We start from the raw sequence: 14,871 nt of genomic DNA on the forward strand, positions 1-14,871 counted from the left end.
TAGCGGTTCGTTCGCGCTTGCGGGAATTGGCTTGGTGTGATAAGCGCGTAATTCGCAATGGTTGCGAACCGCCATGCCCAGACAGTACCATGCTCACCTGTTTATACCGATTCGCTAAAATATCCTCGTTTTGCGAAATATTATTAGCATCTGATTTTAACGATAAAGTTCAAGCCGGAACTATAGTGAAATGAATTCTAAGCTGTCGATGCACAGGGATGTTAAAGATTCTGAAAGTGCAGGAGTTGATAAACTTCACAAGCATTTAAAATATCGTCCAGATATAGATGGGCTTAGAGCTTTTGCTATTATTACTGTTGTTCTATTTCACGCCTTTCCATCATTTGTACCTGGTGGCTTTATAGGTGTTGATATATTTTTTGTTATATCTGGTTACTTAATATCAAGTATCATTTTTAAAGAATTGAACGCAGGTAGCTTTAGTTTTTCTGGTTTTTACCAGAGGCGTATTAAAAGGATTTTTCCAGCTCTGGTTCTGGTTCTTGCCGCCTGCTATATTTTTGGCTGGTTCGCGCTTATGGCGTCAGAGTTTAAGATGCTAGGCAAGCACATGATTTCCAGTATTGGCTTTGTTCAAAACATAGTTCTATACAAAGAGTCTGGATATTTTGATACGGCGTCAGAGCTTAAACCGCTTCTTCATCTGTGGTCGCTCGGTGTTGAAGAGCAGTTTTATTTTCTGTTTCCTCTGATCGCATGGGCTATGTGGCGCTACAGGAAATGGGCTTTCCCGTTTCTGATCATTGCGGCCGTGGTGTCGTTCGGTGCAGATGTACACAAACTGAAGGCAGATCCATCGGCAGCATTCTATCTTCCGCAGTACCGGTTCTGGGAGATTTTGGTCGGTAGTCTGCTCGCCTACGCAGCAGTGTTTCACCCCGCCGCGATTGCTTGCAGCCGTACCGGTACGACGGCACGGAAGACAGCGTTCAATGCGATCTCATTATTAGGAGTTTTGCTGCTGATCGCCTCGGTAGCAATTATCGATAAAAGCAAATCCTTCCCTGGTGCTTGGGCCTTAATGCCGGTAATGGGCTCGGCTCTGCTCATACTTTCCGGGCCGAACACCTGGTTAAATGACCGGGTATTGGCGAGTCGTGTATTTGTCGGCATTGGATTGATAAGTTATCCGCTGTACCTTTGGCACTGGCCTGTTATCACGTTCATGAGGATCGTTGGGGCAGACGAACTGAGCGTTTGGAAGGGCGTAATTGCAATCACTGCAAGTTTCTTGCTTGCATTTGTGACATATAAATTTATTGAGCTGCCATTCAGGGCTGCCAAGTTGAAGCTCTCTAAAACTGGAGTTCTGGTTTTCCTGGGCTGTATTGTGGCTATATCAGGCACTCTGTCATTTTATAAGGATGGGTTGCCGGGCCGGGCGGCAGTCGTGGATCGCGAAGAATATGCGCAGTATTTTAATAATTACGCACCTAGTTGGAATTACTTCAAGACTCACAATACATCCGAGACCTACCGCTATGATTGCGACTTCTATGATATGGATAGTCATCTTTCTGGTAATGCGACGAACGAGCCAAAAGCACAGATTGCCCCTTCCTGCTATACCCCTACTTCAAAATCCGTGGTCATGGTTTGGGGCGATTCGCACGCCCAGCAGCTGCTATATGGGCTAAAACAGGATCTTCCGAGCGATGTTTCTCTGATACAGGTTGCCAGCTCCGGCTGTGTAGCGAACATACCCAACCCGCAGGCGCCAGATAAAAAGTATTGTGATCGCTCAAACACGGTTGCACTTGAAGTGATTCATAAGGTTGCGCCGCAGATCCTTGTTATTGCGCAGATCGGTGGACATGACATGTTCAACAATCTCGCCGCGCTGGTTGAGAGGGCGAAGGGATATGGTGTTAAGCATGTGATTGTGGTCGGGCCGGTCCCAAGGTACAACACAGCATTGCACCAAATGGTTATTAGGAAATACTGGTTTAATACGCCGAAGCGGGTTAATGAAAACTTCGCCGGTGATATTTTTCCAACCGATACATGGCTGAAAAAAAGAGCCAGCACTGCGGGCTTTGAGTACGTCTCGGCTCTGGATGCCTTTTGTAACTCGGAAGGCTGTATGACTTACGTTGGAGATGACCGCAAGACTGGGCTTGTGACCTTTGACGTCGGACACTTGACGTCAAAGGCCTCTGAGTTTTTTGCAAGGACGGCCCTGGTTCCGGTAATTGTGAAGGACCTTGCTACGCAATAGCTTGGTATGTAACTGACTGGGCCAGCCTTTGAGCTGGCCTTTCTTTATCCGGCGTTAACCTTTCTTTTGAATTCTACGCGCTGCTCGTCGGTCATGCCGTCCCGCAATGCATCCAGATAATCGGCGTACCACTGCACCATCTTTTTCCGTTGTGGCAGGTAGATCGCCTTGTCATACACCCCCTTGAGCCCCGCCTTTTTATGAGCCAGGTGCATGTCACGCCAGTTCTCATCCCAACCAAATTCAGAGAGCAGGGTTTCACAGGTGTGGCGACTGCCATGACCTGTCATCCGGCCCTTATAGCCAATCAGCGCAAAGCACTTGTTGATTGAGGCATCTGATATCACTGGCACCTTTTCGCCGCTTGAGGGGAAAAGGTAACGCGAGCGGCCAGTAAGCCGATGTAGATCCCTGATCAGCTCCACGGCCTGGGTGGGTAGCGGCACGATGTGGTCACGCCGCATTTTCATCTTCGCGCCTGGTACCGCCCACAGGCCAGCATCAAGATCAACCTCGGTCCATTCTGCCCAGCGTGTCATGCCCGGTCTTGAAGCGGTCAGAAGAGTCAGCCATGCAGCCGTGCGCACAATCGTCCCGCTTCTAGATTCACCCATCGCCCGCAAAAACTCCGGCAGTTCCGACTCAAGAAGGTGCGGGTATTGCGATTCTTCTGGCGCCTTTTCGGCAATGTCGATCAAGTTGCTGGCTGGGTTGTTCTCAGTCATGCCCTTGCCGATCGCCAGGCCAAATATTTGGTTTACCCAAACGCGGACCTTCTCGGCAGTATTGTGGGCGCCGCGGGCCTCTATACTCGCCTGAAGATTTGCACAGTCTGCGCGGGTAATCTTGCTCAATGGTTTCTTGCCCAGAGCGGGGAGTATGTCGTTTTTTAATGCGCCATTGATCCCGGCCAGGGTCTTTTCGGCGCGGCCATCCTTGATCTTTTTGTCAAGCCAGAGGTCGGCGGCCGCCTTGAACGTATTGGCCTCTGCCGCGTCCTTGGAGGCCTTCAGGTTGGCCTTGTGGGTTATCGGGTCTACGCCCTCGGAGTTTAGCCGCTGCGCTTGCAGTGCCTTTTCCCTGGCATTTTTTGCGGTCACGTCAGGGTAAGACCCCAGGCCGTGCCACCCCCACTTTCCGTTCGGCTTCTTGAACCTAAGCTCCCACCGCTTCCGGCCGGTGCTGCTGACTACGAAATAAAGTCGGTCGATACCGTAGTTCTCACGGTACTCTTTTGCCTCAGGCTCTAAGGACGCGAGGACCGTATCTGCTAGCGGTCTACGCTTTATCTCGGATCGTTTCATGAGGATTTCTTGTATGGTTTGGTTCGATGTTTTGATCACCATACATGCAGCCATACACGGAATCAAGGGTAAGCGGGGATAGTAGGGTGTAGCTTGGTGCATTAGGGATAGGTGAAACGCAGGCGGTGCGGGGGGTTTACATGAATAGGGGAAGTGCGGGGTAATGGGGGATTTAATAGGTGGAGCGGGTAGAGGGAATCGAACCCTCAACTAAAGCTTGGGAAGCTTTCGTTTTACCACTAAACTATACCCGCTCAGAGCGGCTGACTTTGTACCAGATGTTCGCCGCAATTTGAAGTTTTTCTTTGAAAAATGTGTGGGTTGCGTGTGGCGAGTGCGCTTGTTCGCCATCGCCAGTCTCCCTTTCAAATGGCAGCGGCATGCTGCGTCTGCCCCTGGTGATATCGCAACCGGCTCACCTGTCGCTCTGATTTCAGGAAGCCCACCACGGCCTCACGGCTATCCCGGCACGCCGCTTTGTGCTCCATATCCAGAAAGTGCCCTGTGGCCTGGATGGTGCTGAAGCTGCTCTTGGCCACATGCTGACCAAACAGTTTGGCATCCTCGGCGCTGGTGTACTCATCCCATTCGCCGTTCAAAAACAGCACTGGAATATCGATCTGCCTGGCCGCTCTCAAGTAGCACAGCCGGTCGCTGTTGAGCACGTGGCTGATGTGAAAGTGCATCTGCCCGTATTCGTGCTCGGCCAGGTTGCTGACGTGGCGGTAGTTGAAGCGCTTGAACAGCGACGGCAGATGCTTGCCGATGGTGCTGTTGACCAGGTGGCCGACACGGTCGCGGTCGAGGTTGCCGAGGTAATCGACACCGCGCTCAAGGTAATCGCGCATGGGGGCATTGATCACTGGCGAGAAGGAGCTGATCACGGCTTTTTCCACACGTCGAGGCCGGTGTGCAAGCGCGACCAAAGTGGCGGCACCGCCCCATGAAAAGGACAGTACGTGTTCAGCGGCGAAGTGGTCGAGCAGTTCCAGCAGGATCTGGCCCTCAACTTCCTTTGTCAGCATTTGCTCATGGCGGTTATGGATTTTGGAACGGCCGGCGTAAGGCTGGTCGTACAAAACCACATTGAATTGCGGGTACAGGCTTTTCACGGTTTGAGCGAAGGACGCCGTGGTCGCCATGGAGCCGTTGACCAGGACGATGGTCTTTTCAGCCGCGTCCGCGCGATAGAACTCCGTGTACACCCGATACTGACCCTGTATATCCAGCACAGCGATTTCTGGCCTCATGTCGTAAGACTCCTGGCAAGCGGGTAGTGCGCGCAGATCACTCTGCACGAGCTTTGTGACAGGTAGGCATACGCCTTGAAATGAGGGCCCATGTCGGTCCGATGACGGCTGGCCGGCGGGTGTTGTTATGAGGGGCGGTTTGCCGGGAAGGCCCGTAGGTCGAGCACGGGCGAGGCAAGGTGTTTCTTGGAGGTTATAGGGCGATTCATCAGTCATGATGTGGCGCAAGCCCTGAGTCAAGCAGCACAACTGCCAGGCTGCAAGTTCAAAGGCCGGTTTTTTGCGATCGCAGGCCGAACGGTGGTCAGACCTGCCGTATTTCGTCGTCGGTCAGTGGTCGGTATTGGCCCGGCGCAAGGGATGTGTCCAGCACCAGGGGGCCCATCCGCTCGCGATGCAGGCCGATCACCTTATTGTTGAAATGACCGAACATCCGCTTCACTTGGTGATAGCGGCCTTCGATGATGCTCAAGCGCGCCGTCCGTGGGCCCAGCAACTCAAGTTCAGCAGGCTGGGTGGTGAGATCTTCGAAGGCGAAATACACACCTTCGGCAAAAGTTGCTGCGTACTGCTCGCCGATCTCTTGCTCGGTTTCCACGCGGTAAACCTTGGGCAACTTGGTCTGTGGTTGGGTCAGGCGCCGCGACCATTGGCCATCGTTGGTAATCAGCATCAGGCCGGTGGTATTGAAATCCAGACGACCGGCGATGTGCAGCTCGGCCTTGTCCGGCACATCCAGCAGGTCCAGAACGGTGGGATGTTGCGGGTCCGCGGTGGCACTCACGCAGCCCTGGGGTTTGTGCAGCATGAAATAACGCGCCGGTTTGCCTGCCTGCAGTACTTCTCCGTCAACGCAGACATGGCTGAATTCGCGCACTGGATGGTGGGGGTCGCTGATTTCTACACCGTCGACGGTCACTCGACGCCCCGCCAGCAGCAGGCGCACTTGCTGGCGATTGAACTGCGCCAGGTTGCTGAGGAAACGATCAACGCGCATTGCGGTTACGTAACTCTTCGTCTGCCTGAGCACAGCGCGGGCACAGGCAGGCTTTATTGCGCAGTTCATCGGGCAAGGCTTCAAGCAACGCCGGATCGATGGTCACGCTGTAGCACCAGCATGGCTGGTCAGCGGTGCGCGGATCGGCCAGAACGCAGTTGTTGCGAGCACCGCAGGCAGGGCAAAGGGAGGGTGTGGTCATCGGTCGGTTCAGGCAGAAATCGGGCAGGGGCGCACAAGTGCTTGCACGATACAGCGCCGCTCAGCCCTGTTCCATCACCACGTTCTGAAGACCGGCATTCACTTCGTCTGAAACAGATGTTTCTACTTATGTCGTCGGCGCACCAGATTCGGTTTTTGATGTCAGATATTTCGTCATTCAGTGAAGGCTGAATGCCGCTCTCCAGCGTCGCTGGAGCAGCTCTTCCGCGGTCCAGGAGGCCGCCATGTATAGACGACTGCTGCTTATCGCTTTGCTCGGCCTGACCCTGTCAGCTTGTGTGCCCTATTACGATGGAGGCGCCACCTACTATCGCTCCGAAGTCTATACCGCACCGGCGCCCGCCTATTACTACGGCGGCCCGCGCTACTCTCCCTATGGACGCAGCTATTACACCCCTGCGCCTCGCTACTATGCACCACAACCTCGCTATTACTCGGCGCCGCGCTATTACCAGCCGGCACCGCGTTATTACCCAAGAGCGGGTTACCGGCCTTATTCCAATCAGGGCTGGGGTAATCGCTGGGGCAACGGCGGGCATGGGCGGGGTGCCGATCACGGCGGGGGCCGCGGCGGTCATCGTTAAATATTTTGAAAAACAAGCGGCGCATCAAGCGCCGTTTTTTATAGGTACCGTATGTCCGTACTGTCAGATTTAACAGCTATCTTTGAGGCGATAGCTGTATTTCACTAGCGAAAAGCCCCTGAGCTTTACGTGGTGAAACTGAGCAGATGGAACCCCCTATGTTCAAACTATCGATTTGCGTGTTCCTGCTGATGACCGGCGTCATTGCATCGGCCAGAGCGGAGCAAGGCTGTGCTTACCCGGCACAGGTTTCGTATGTCGACGGCCATTATCGCGTCGAGAGCAACGACCTGCGGTGGCAAAGCCCGAAGGTCAAGTATCGGGGCCTTGTCGAAGGCTTCATCGGCGCGGTCTTTATACCGGGTGAGGACGAGCAGAGGGAAAACGGCTACATGGACAAATGCATCTATCGCACCGCTTGGGGCGGCGTTGTAGCGCTGAGGCCCTACAAGGGCAGCAAGATTATCAACATGTCATTGACCAGTACCCTCTACTGGGAGCTGCGGGCCGGTGCGTTCAAACTGCCGGAATATACCTGCACGGACAGCCAGCCGGACAACTGCGCTTTCAACATCAACGACAAGAGCACCGACCTGTCAGTAGTCAGATAAATCTGCCAGAGGATGCCTACCTTCCCACGCCTTGTTAAAGTGCGCATGCACCACCGCTTCCGGAAGGGTATTGATATCCGGCCAATGCCAATGAGGTGTCTGGTCCTTGTCGATCAGGCGCGCTCGAACACCCTCCGCGAACTCCGGATGGCGGCAGCAATTGAGGCTCATGGTGTACTCCATCTGAAACACCTGGGCCAGGGATAGATGCCGGGCACGCTGGATCTGCTCCCACACCAGGTGGGCCGTCAGTGGGCAACCTTCGCTGAGGGTTTTACCTGCGCGGGCCAATAGCGGGTCGCTGTGATCACGCAACAGGCTCAACGCACGCCAGGCACACCGTATATCACCCACATCCAGGCATTCATCGATCAGCCCACGGCGCGGCAACCATTGCGCTTCGGGTTGTTGGCCGACCGCCTCCTGGGCAAGAGCCTTGAGCAAACTGTTGAGCTGCATTGCGGCCTGTTCCTGCCAGTTCAATTGCAGCAGGCCGTCAAGCAGCTCGTCTTGCTGGTCATCACGCAGCAAGCGATCAGCCAGGCCCAGGTCCAAGGCATCGCGGCCGTTGACATGGGCGCCGGTAAGGCCCAGGAACAAACCGAGCTTGCCCGGCAGGCGTGACAGAAACCAACTGGCACCTACATCCGGGTACAACCCAATGCTGATCTCGGGCATGGCCAGGCGACTGCTCGGCGTGACGATGCGTACCGAGGCACTTTGCAACAGCCCCATGCCGCCGCCCAATACATAGCCGTGGCCCCAACAAATCAGCGGTTTGGGGTAGGTATGCAAGTGGTAGTCGAGACGATACTCGGCAGCGAAAAACTGCGCGGCCAGGGCCGGAACTTCGCCGGGTTGTTCACGGCATTCCTGAGCCAGACTGCGCACTTCACCCCCGGCGCAAAAGGCTTTTGGCCCGTTGCCCCGCAACAGCACACAGGCAATTTGCGCGTCTTTGGCCCAGGCATCCAGGCGTTCTGCCAAGGCCAGGATCATGGGCAGGGAGAGGGCGTTGAGGCTCTTTGGCGCGTCCAGGCTGGCGATGCCTATGCGCGCACCGCCGTTGCCGGCCAGTTCTTCGAAGTGCAGGTTCATTGTGACCTCAATCGAGCAGGTGAAGGATGAGTATGATCCCTTCGTGGGAAAGTGCCGGTGGTGTGTCAGATCAATTGACAAGCGGGGTCGGCTTTCCTAGGGTTCGCCTCATTCTTTTTTACAAGACAATTCAACTATGACCGATGGCGACCGTATCAAACTCGAACCCAGCTGGAAACACGCCCTGCGCGATGAGTTCGAGAAGCCCTACATGGCCCAGTTGCGCGAATTCCTGCGCCAGGAACATGCCGCCGGCAAAGAGATCTACCCGCCCGGCCCGTTGATTTTCAACGCCCTCAACTCCACACCCCTGGACAAGGTCAAAGTCGTGATCCTTGGCCAGGACCCTTACCACGGTCCGGGCCAGGCCCATGGCCTGTGCTTTTCGGTACAACCGGGCGTGCCGGCACCGCCGTCGCTGGTCAATATCTATAAAGAGCTCAAGCGCGACCTGAACATCGACATTCCCAATCACGGCTACCTGCAAAGCTGGGCCGATCAGGGCGTGTTGATGCTCAACACCACCATGACCGTGGAGCGTGCCAATGCCAACGCCCATGCGGGCAAGGGCTGGCAGTTCTTTACCGATCGAATTATCGAGGTCGTCAGCGAGCACCAGCCGCACTTGGTGTTTTTGCTGTGGGGCGCCCATGCTCAGGGCAAGCAGAAGCTGATCGACGCCACCAAACATTTGGTATTGACGTCAGTGCACCCGTCGCCGTTGTCGGCGTATCGGGGGTTTATTGGGTGTGGGCATTTCAGCCGGACCAACAAGTTTCTTGAGCAGAATGGCGAAACGCCGATTGAGTGGAGGCTGCCGCCAATCTAAACGCTCTCACATTCAAAATGTGAGAGCGTTTGGATTGTTTACGGCTGGCGGTTCCAGTGCCTGAACAATGGCTCCGCCAAAAACAGCACAAATAGCAGACGCATCACCTGCATCGCCGTCACCAACGGCACCGACAATTGCAGTGTCTCTGCCGTCAGGCTCATCTCGGCAATGCCGCCAGGCATCATGCCCAGCGTCAGTGAGCGCAGGTCCAGGTGCGTCAATGCGCTCAACCCCACCGCCGCCAATGTCGCCAACGCCATGGTCAATGCCGTGCCGATCAAGGTACGGCCCAGGAACACCGGCGCGCTGCGGAAGAACTGCCGATTGAAGTGGCAGCCCAAACCACTGCCGATCAGCCATTGGCCGATCTGGCTGCCGCCGTCGGGCAGGCCAATGTGCAAGTCCCAGGTCACGCTGGCGATGGCACTCACCAGCAATGGCCCGAAGAGCCAGGGATTGGGTTGGCGCAAACGCTGCCAGCCCCAGGCCACCAGTGCACCTATCGGAAACAGCAGGGCCAGCCAGGCCCAGTCCACAGGCGCCGGGTGAAACTGCGGTGCACCGCCACCCAGCAAATACTTGAAGATCGCCGGCACACAGAGCACCACCACCAGCACGCGCAAACTCTGCCCTGCCGCGACCCGGCTAAGCACCGCGCCATTACGGGCGCCGAGGTTGACCATCTCCCCGGAGCCGCCCGGCATACTCGAAAAAAACGCCGTGGCGCGGTCTTCACCGCTGCGGCGCATCAACCACACGCCGACCACGCTCGACAAACTGGTGACCAGAGCACCGAAGAAGATCAGGCCAAAGTGGCTCATCACTTGTTCGATCACCAGCGGCGTGAAGTGCAAGCCAATGCCGATGCCCACCACCCATTGGCCGCATTTGCGCCCGCCGGGGATTTCCGCCAGTTGCCATGGCGTCAGGCACCGCACCAGGATGATCGCCAGCAACGAGCCGACCATATACGGCAAAGGCCAGCCGACCAGGCTGGCCAGGTAACCGCCGGCCAGGCCGACCAGCGGTGTTCCCCACCAATGTTTAAAGGTGACTTCAGACATCGGCTACGGCACGGCGCTGCAAGGAGCGCTTGCGCCAGATACGCAGCAATGGCACGAGCAGCATGATGGCGGTTAGTACCCACACACCGAAGGTGATCGGACTGGACCACAGGATTTCCAGCGCACCATTGGAAATCGACAATGCACGACGCAGGTTCTGCTCCATCAGACCACCGAGGATAAAGCCCAGCAGCAACGGCGACAGTGGGAAGTCCAGCTTGCGCAGGATGTAGCCGAAGATGCCGATGGCGATCATCAGGAACAGATCGAAGGTGGTGGCATGTACGGCGTACACACCAATTGCGGTGATGATGGCGATCACCGGCACCAGCGCCCAGTTCGGCACCGCAAGGATGCGCGTGAAGATGCGGATCATCGGGATGTTGAGGACCACCAGCATGATGTTGGCGATAAACAACGAGGCGATCAGGCCCCAGACGATATCAGGTTGCTGTTGAAACAGCAGCGGACCGGGGGTGATGTTGTACAGCGACAGCGCGCCGATCATCACTGCCGTGGTGCCCGAACCAGGAACGCCGAGCGTCAGCATCGGCACCATGGCGCCGCAGACCGATGCGCCGATCGCGGTTTCCGGAGCCGCCAGGCCGCGCATGTCGCCTTGGCCGAATTTGCCGCTGGCGCCTGCGATACGCTTCTCGGTCATGTAGGCCACAGCCGAGGCCATGGTCGCGCCGGCACCGGGCAAGACGCCGATGATAAAGCCCGACACCCCGCAGCGAAGATTAACGGTGAGTACCGACAAGGCTTCCTTGACGTTGAACATCATGCGCCCGGTAGCTTTCACGGCTTCCTGGCCACGGTGGGTTTTTTCCAGGAGCAACAGGATCTCACTGATCGAGAACAAGCCCAGCACCAGAACCACGAACTGGATGCCGTCGGTCAGGTGAATATTGTCGCCGGTAAAACGGTAAACACCACTGTTGGCGTCGATGCCCACGCACGCAAGGAACAGGCCGATCAGCGCCGACACAAAGGTTTTCAGCGGTTTGTCACCGGCCATGCCGCCCAGGCAGACAATCGCAAATACCATCAACACAAAGTATTCCGCCGGTCCAAAGGCAATCGCCCATTTGGCCAGCAATGGCGCAAACAGCACCATGCCGCAGGTGGCGATAAATGCACCGATGAACGAGCTCCAGGCCGACAACGATAACGCCACACCGGCCATACCTTTACGGGCCATCGGGTAGCCGTCCAGGGTGGTCATCACGGTAGAGGCTTCGCCCGGGATGTTGAGCAGGATCGAACTGATCCGGCCACCGTATTCGCAGCCCAGATATACGGCTGCCAACAGAATCAGCGCTGATTCGGGCGGCAGGCCCAGGGCAAACGCGATGGGAATCAACAGTGCCACGCCGTTGATTGGGCCCAGGCCCGGCAGCAGGCCGACCACGGTGCCGATAAGGGTGCCGCACAGTGCGGTCACCAGGTTGTAGGGGCTCAACGCGACGCCGAAGCCCTGGCCCAAATAGCCAAAAGTATCCATATCAGTTCTCCAGAACGTCGAGCAGACCGAGGGGCAGTGGCACGTCCATGGTTTTATCGAACAGCAGATAAAGACCGATGCTCATCAAGGTGATGATCACTACGCTGGGCAGCCAGCGGCCGCCGTACAGCCGCGCCATCGGAATACCGATCAGCATGCTGCTGAGAATGAAACCCAGGGATTCGAAAGTGGCTGCAAACACCAGCAGCAAGGCCACGCAAATCCCAATTTTGATGAGCGTCGGGCGGTCCAGCGCCGGCTCATCCTCGGTGTGCTTGGTCGGTTGCGGGCGAATCAGCATGTAGATCAACGCCAGCGCCATCAGCCCGATCAGCAGCAGGGGGAAGGCCCGAGGCCCTACCGGTTCGTAGGAAAAGGCCGCCTGATACGGCCAGGCCATCAGCGCCAGGCCGACGCAGGCCAGTAGCATCGCGGCAGCGAAAATGCGTTGTAAGAGCATAGAAAACTCCAAGGCCCCTCTTGTAGGAGGGAGCTTGCTCGCAAAAAACGTCAACGATGACGCCGGCCATCCTGGATGCACACGGTGTACTTGCGTTTTTCGCGAGCAAGCTCGCTCCTACAGGGGCATTACACAAAAGAGGAGGCGATTACTGAATCAGGCCGAACTCTTTGGCCAGCACTTTGTAGTCAGCCACCTGTTTCTTCACGTAGGTGTCCAGCTCCGGGCCGGTCATGGCGAACGGGAACAGCTCGCGCTGGTCACGCAGCTTGGCGAACTCGTCGGAGGCCAGCAGCTTGTCGAAGGCGTCTTTCCACCAGGCATAGTCGGCATCGCTGACTTTTGGCCCCAGGTAGAAACCGCGTACCACAGGCCACACGATGTCGTAGCCTTGCTCCTTGGCGGTGGGGATGTCTTTCATTTCCGGCTCGTCCAGGCGTTTCTCGGAGAACACCGCCAACAGGCGCATGTCACCGCTGAGGATGTGCGGCATGGAGTCGGAGATGTCGGTACTGCCTACCTGGATATGACCACCGAGCAGGGCGGTAGCGATTTCACCGCCGCCTTCCAGGGCTACATAGCGCAGCTCACGCGGGTTGATCCCGGCAGCCTTGGCGATCAGCGCGGTTTGCATCCAGTCCTGGCTGCCGACGGTGCCGCCGGAACCTATCACCACGCTGCCCGGATCTTTCTTCAAGGCTTTTACGAGATCGTCGAGGGTCTTGTAGGGCGAATCACTTTTCACTGCGATGGCACCGTAGCTGGTGCCCACCGCTGCCAGCCAGCGCACAGCGCTCTCATCGAAACGACCGAACTTGCCCTGGGCCAGGTTCAGCAGCGAACCGCTCGACCAGGCGACCAGCGTGCCGGCATCCGCAGGCCGTTGGGCGACCACTGCGTTGTAGGCCACTGCGCCCACGCCGCCGGGCATGTAGGTCACACGCATCGGCTTGCTCAGCAGCTTCTGATTGACCAGCGCGCTTTGCGCCAGTTTGCAGGTCAGGTCAAAACCGCCGCCGGGCGAGGCCGGGGCGATACATTCCGGGCGCTTGGGCTCGTCGGCGGCCAGCAACTGGCCGGCGAACAACATGCAGCCGGCGGCGAGGGCAAATTTACGCAGTGAAGGGTTCATGGTTATCTCCATCGTTGTTGTTATCAGGTTCTGCTACCAGGACGTATTGACCAAAGCACACTTACCAAAGAGCTACGCTGTAGCTGACCAGCAAGCGCATTTCATCCGCATCACGGGCTGAATAGTTGGAGCGATAGGTCGCGTTACGCAGGCGCACGGCCACATCCTTGAATGTGCCGCTTTGCACCACGTACTTGATCTCGCTGTTGCGCTCCCACTCTTTGCCCGTTTGGCCGTTCTTGAGCTTGATGTTGTCACCCGACAGGTAACGGCTCATGAAACTCAGGCCGGGAATCCCCAGCTTGGCAAAGTCGTAGTCGTAGCGTGCCTGCCAGGAGCGTTCTTCGGCGCCGGCAAAGTCGTTGATCTGTACGAAGTTGACCAGGTACGGGTCGCTGCCATCCACATACGGAAAGGCGCTGTCGCCCGACATGTGCTGGTAGCCGGCGCTGAGCTTATGGCCATTGAGGGCATAGCTGAACAGGCCGTTGAGGGATGTGTTGTCGATAGTGCCGCCGCGGGCGCTGCCGGTGTCGTCACTGATGGCCAGGCGCAGGTCGGCGGCAAACGTGCCGGGGCCCATCGGGCGCGCAGCGACCAGGCCGAGGAAGTGCTGGCGGTATACGTCATCGAGCTGGGCGAAGTGATAGCTGCCGGTGATTTTGTCGGCGAACTTGTAGTCGACGCCACCGAAGTTGAAGTGCTTACCGGTGGCGCCGCTGAGGAAGCGGCTGTTCTTGTTATTGAGCGCGATGTCTTCGTAATTGGTGTCGTCGCGGTCTTTGGCTTTGTCCAGGCGGCCGCCGGTGAACACCAGGTTCTTGAATTCCCTGGAGGTGATCAAGCCACCGTTGAAGGTCTGCGGCAGGATGCGACCGTCGTTGGGCTTGAGGATCGGCAATTCGGGCATCAATGCGCCGATCTTCAGCTCAGTCGCGGAGATTTTCACTTTGCCGGTCAGGCCCAGTTTGGAGTACTCGTTGGCGGCGCGGCCGTCGTCGTGGGTCGGCAGTAGCCCGGTGCCGGTGCGGTCGGGGCTGGAGTCGAGCTTGACGCCGAGCATACCCAGCGCGTCCACGCCAAAGCCGACGGTGCCGTCGGTGTAGCCCGATTGCACGTTGAGCATGAAACCCTGGGCCCATTCGTCGCGTTTGGACTGCTGCGCACTGGTGCCGTCGCGAAAGTCGCGGTTGAAGTACATGTTGCGGGTTTCAAGGGTCGCGCTACTGTCTTCGAAGAAGGCAGCCTGGCTTAGCGGCGAAAAGCCGGCAAGGGCAGCGGCGCCGGCGAGTGCGGTGTGAGTGAAACGGGAAATACGAACGGGCGGGCAAGCCTGGGGCTGTGTCGACAGCATCGTGATGGACTCCGTTATTGTTCTTATTTTTGGCGAAAACGCTTCGAGGCGTTTTTCGGGCGCTACGGGTGAGGCAGCTCGGCGTACAGAAACCACCGTAGCTGGATGCTAAAGGGCGAAGCTTTCACTAACCTTTCAATTGTCTTTCAATGTTTTCGGGCTTCACAGGGCAGGTTGCGCCTGTAAACTCGCGGGCCGGCGGGTCAATAAAACGCTG

14 protein-coding genes and 1 tRNA gene are annotated in these 14,871 nt (G+C 57.0%); 4 read left to right on the forward strand and 11 right to left on the reverse strand.

Going from position 1 to position 14,871, the window contains the following annotated elements:
* The first annotated feature begins 190 nt into the window (after positions 1-190).
* Complete coding sequence (locus JFT63_RS25320) at positions 191-2,239, forward strand: acyltransferase family protein (RefSeq protein ID WP_198845003.1); 2,049 nt, start codon at positions 191-193, stop codon at positions 2,237-2,239.
* Between the two features lie 44 nt (positions 2,240-2,283).
* Here the strand turns inward: JFT63_RS25320 and JFT63_RS25325 are convergent, their stop codons facing one another.
* From JFT63_RS25325 to JFT63_RS25345, 5 genes are all read right to left on the reverse strand, one after another.
* Positions 2,284-3,585 carry a tyrosine-type recombinase/integrase gene (locus tag JFT63_RS25325; RefSeq protein WP_233102407.1) on the reverse strand — a complete coding sequence of 434 codons (1,302 nt, stop codon included), beginning with the start codon at positions 3,583-3,585 and terminating at the stop codon, positions 2,284-2,286.
* Positions 3,586-3,723: 138 nt separating this feature from the next.
* Positions 3,724-3,797, reverse strand: a tRNA-Gly gene (locus JFT63_RS25330).
* Positions 3,798-3,908: 111 nt separating this feature from the next.
* Complete coding sequence (locus JFT63_RS25335) at positions 3,909-4,793, reverse strand: alpha/beta fold hydrolase (protein ID WP_186561167.1); 885 nt, start codon at positions 4,791-4,793, stop codon at positions 3,909-3,911.
* Positions 4,794-5,097: 304 nt separating this feature from the next.
* Complete coding sequence (locus tag JFT63_RS25340; protein ID WP_198845004.1) at positions 5,098-5,790, reverse strand: pseudouridine synthase; 693 nt, start codon at positions 5,788-5,790, stop codon at positions 5,098-5,100.
* Entirely contained in the window at positions 5,780-5,992 is a 213-nt protein-coding gene (locus tag JFT63_RS25345) for a cysteine-rich CWC family protein (RefSeq protein WP_198845005.1), read from the reverse strand. The genes JFT63_RS25340 and JFT63_RS25345 overlap by 11 nt, the downstream gene beginning before the upstream one ends.
* 244 nt (positions 5,993-6,236) lie before the next feature.
* On the opposite strand from JFT63_RS25345, the gene JFT63_RS25350 reads away from it, so the two are divergent.
* Positions 6,237-6,596, forward strand: coding sequence for a hypothetical protein (locus JFT63_RS25350; protein ID WP_057701198.1), 360 nt, complete (start codon positions 6,237-6,239; stop codon positions 6,594-6,596).
* 158 nt (positions 6,597-6,754) lie between these two features.
* Entirely contained in the window at positions 6,755-7,207 is a 453-nt protein-coding gene (locus JFT63_RS25355) for a DUF3757 domain-containing protein (RefSeq protein WP_057701197.1), read from the forward strand.
* On the opposite strand, the gene JFT63_RS25360 is transcribed toward JFT63_RS25355, so the two are convergent.
* Entirely contained in the window at positions 7,193-8,305 is a 1,113-nt protein-coding gene (locus JFT63_RS25360; protein ID WP_198845006.1) for an enoyl-CoA hydratase/isomerase family protein, read from the reverse strand. The genes JFT63_RS25355 and JFT63_RS25360 overlap by 15 nt on opposite strands.
* A 136-nt stretch (positions 8,306-8,441) precedes the next feature.
* On the opposite strand from JFT63_RS25360, the gene ung reads away from it, so the two are divergent.
* Entirely contained in the window at positions 8,442-9,134 is a 693-nt protein-coding gene (gene ung, locus JFT63_RS25365) for a uracil-DNA glycosylase (RefSeq protein ID WP_057701195.1), read from the forward strand.
* Positions 9,135-9,172: 38 nt separating this feature from the next.
* Here the strand turns inward: ung and JFT63_RS25370 are convergent, their stop codons facing one another.
* The 5 genes from JFT63_RS25370 to JFT63_RS25390 form a co-directional block, all read right to left on the reverse strand.
* A complete protein-coding gene (locus tag JFT63_RS25370; protein WP_057701194.1) occupies positions 9,173-10,201 on the reverse strand; it encodes an AbrB family transcriptional regulator in 1,029 nt (342 codons plus the stop codon).
* A complete protein-coding gene (locus tag JFT63_RS25375; protein WP_057701193.1) occupies positions 10,194-11,708 on the reverse strand; it encodes a tripartite tricarboxylate transporter permease in 1,515 nt (504 codons plus the stop codon). The genes JFT63_RS25370 and JFT63_RS25375 overlap by 8 nt, the downstream gene beginning before the upstream one ends.
* Position 11,709: 1 nt before the next feature.
* A complete protein-coding gene (locus tag JFT63_RS25380; protein WP_057701192.1) occupies positions 11,710-12,168 on the reverse strand; it encodes a tripartite tricarboxylate transporter TctB family protein in 459 nt (152 codons plus the stop codon).
* Between the two features lie 148 nt (positions 12,169-12,316).
* A complete protein-coding gene (locus JFT63_RS25385; protein ID WP_057701191.1) occupies positions 12,317-13,300 on the reverse strand; it encodes a Bug family tripartite tricarboxylate transporter substrate binding protein in 984 nt (327 codons plus the stop codon).
* A gap of 61 nt (positions 13,301-13,361) precedes the next feature.
* Positions 13,362-14,654 carry an OprD family porin gene (locus JFT63_RS25390; RefSeq protein WP_198845007.1) on the reverse strand — a complete coding sequence of 431 codons (1,293 nt, stop codon included), beginning with the start codon at positions 14,652-14,654 and terminating at the stop codon, positions 13,362-13,364.
* Positions 14,655-14,871: the final 217 nt, after the last annotated feature.

This window comes from Pseudomonas sp. MF7453, assembly GCF_016405455.1.
Classification (GTDB): Bacteria; Pseudomonadota; Gammaproteobacteria; order Pseudomonadales; family Pseudomonadaceae; genus Aquipseudomonas; species Aquipseudomonas paralactis.

What these genes read in the sequence shown, in the direction of transcription:
- JFT63_RS25350 (WP_057701198.1), top strand. Translation starts at nt 6,237, where the DNA reads ATGTATAGACGACTGCTGCTTATCGCTTTGCTCGGCCTGACCCTGTCA.
- JFT63_RS25390 (WP_198845007.1), bottom strand. Translation starts at nt 14,654, where the DNA reads ATGCTGTCGACACAGCCCCAGGCTTGCCCGCCCGTTCGTATTTCCCGT.
- JFT63_RS25325 (WP_233102407.1), bottom strand. Translation starts at nt 3,585, where the DNA reads ATGGTGATCAAAACATCGAACCAAACCATACAAGAAATCCTCATGAAA.
- JFT63_RS25370 (WP_057701194.1), bottom strand. Translation starts at nt 10,201, where the DNA reads ATGTCTGAAGTCACCTTTAAACATTGGTGGGGAACACCGCTGGTCGGC.
- JFT63_RS25340 (WP_198845004.1), bottom strand. Translation starts at nt 5,790, where the DNA reads ATGCGCGTTGATCGTTTCCTCAGCAACCTGGCGCAGTTCAATCGCCAG.
- JFT63_RS25320 (WP_198845003.1), top strand. Translation starts at nt 191, where the DNA reads ATGAATTCTAAGCTGTCGATGCACAGGGATGTTAAAGATTCTGAAAGT.
- JFT63_RS25385 (WP_057701191.1), bottom strand. Translation starts at nt 13,300, where the DNA reads ATGAACCCTTCACTGCGTAAATTTGCCCTCGCCGCCGGCTGCATGTTG.
- JFT63_RS25375 (WP_057701193.1), bottom strand. Translation starts at nt 11,708, where the DNA reads ATGGATACTTTTGGCTATTTGGGCCAGGGCTTCGGCGTCGCGTTGAGC.
- JFT63_RS25380 (WP_057701192.1), bottom strand. Translation starts at nt 12,168, where the DNA reads ATGCTCTTACAACGCATTTTCGCTGCCGCGATGCTACTGGCCTGCGTC.
- JFT63_RS25345 (WP_198845005.1), bottom strand. Translation starts at nt 5,992, where the DNA reads ATGACCACACCCTCCCTTTGCCCTGCCTGCGGTGCTCGCAACAACTGC.
- JFT63_RS25355 (WP_057701197.1), top strand. Translation starts at nt 6,755, where the DNA reads ATGTTCAAACTATCGATTTGCGTGTTCCTGCTGATGACCGGCGTCATT.
- ung (WP_057701195.1), top strand. Translation starts at nt 8,442, where the DNA reads ATGACCGATGGCGACCGTATCAAACTCGAACCCAGCTGGAAACACGCC.
- JFT63_RS25360 (WP_198845006.1), bottom strand. Translation starts at nt 8,305, where the DNA reads ATGAACCTGCACTTCGAAGAACTGGCCGGCAACGGCGGTGCGCGCATA.
- JFT63_RS25335 (WP_186561167.1), bottom strand. Translation starts at nt 4,793, where the DNA reads ATGAGGCCAGAAATCGCTGTGCTGGATATACAGGGTCAGTATCGGGTG.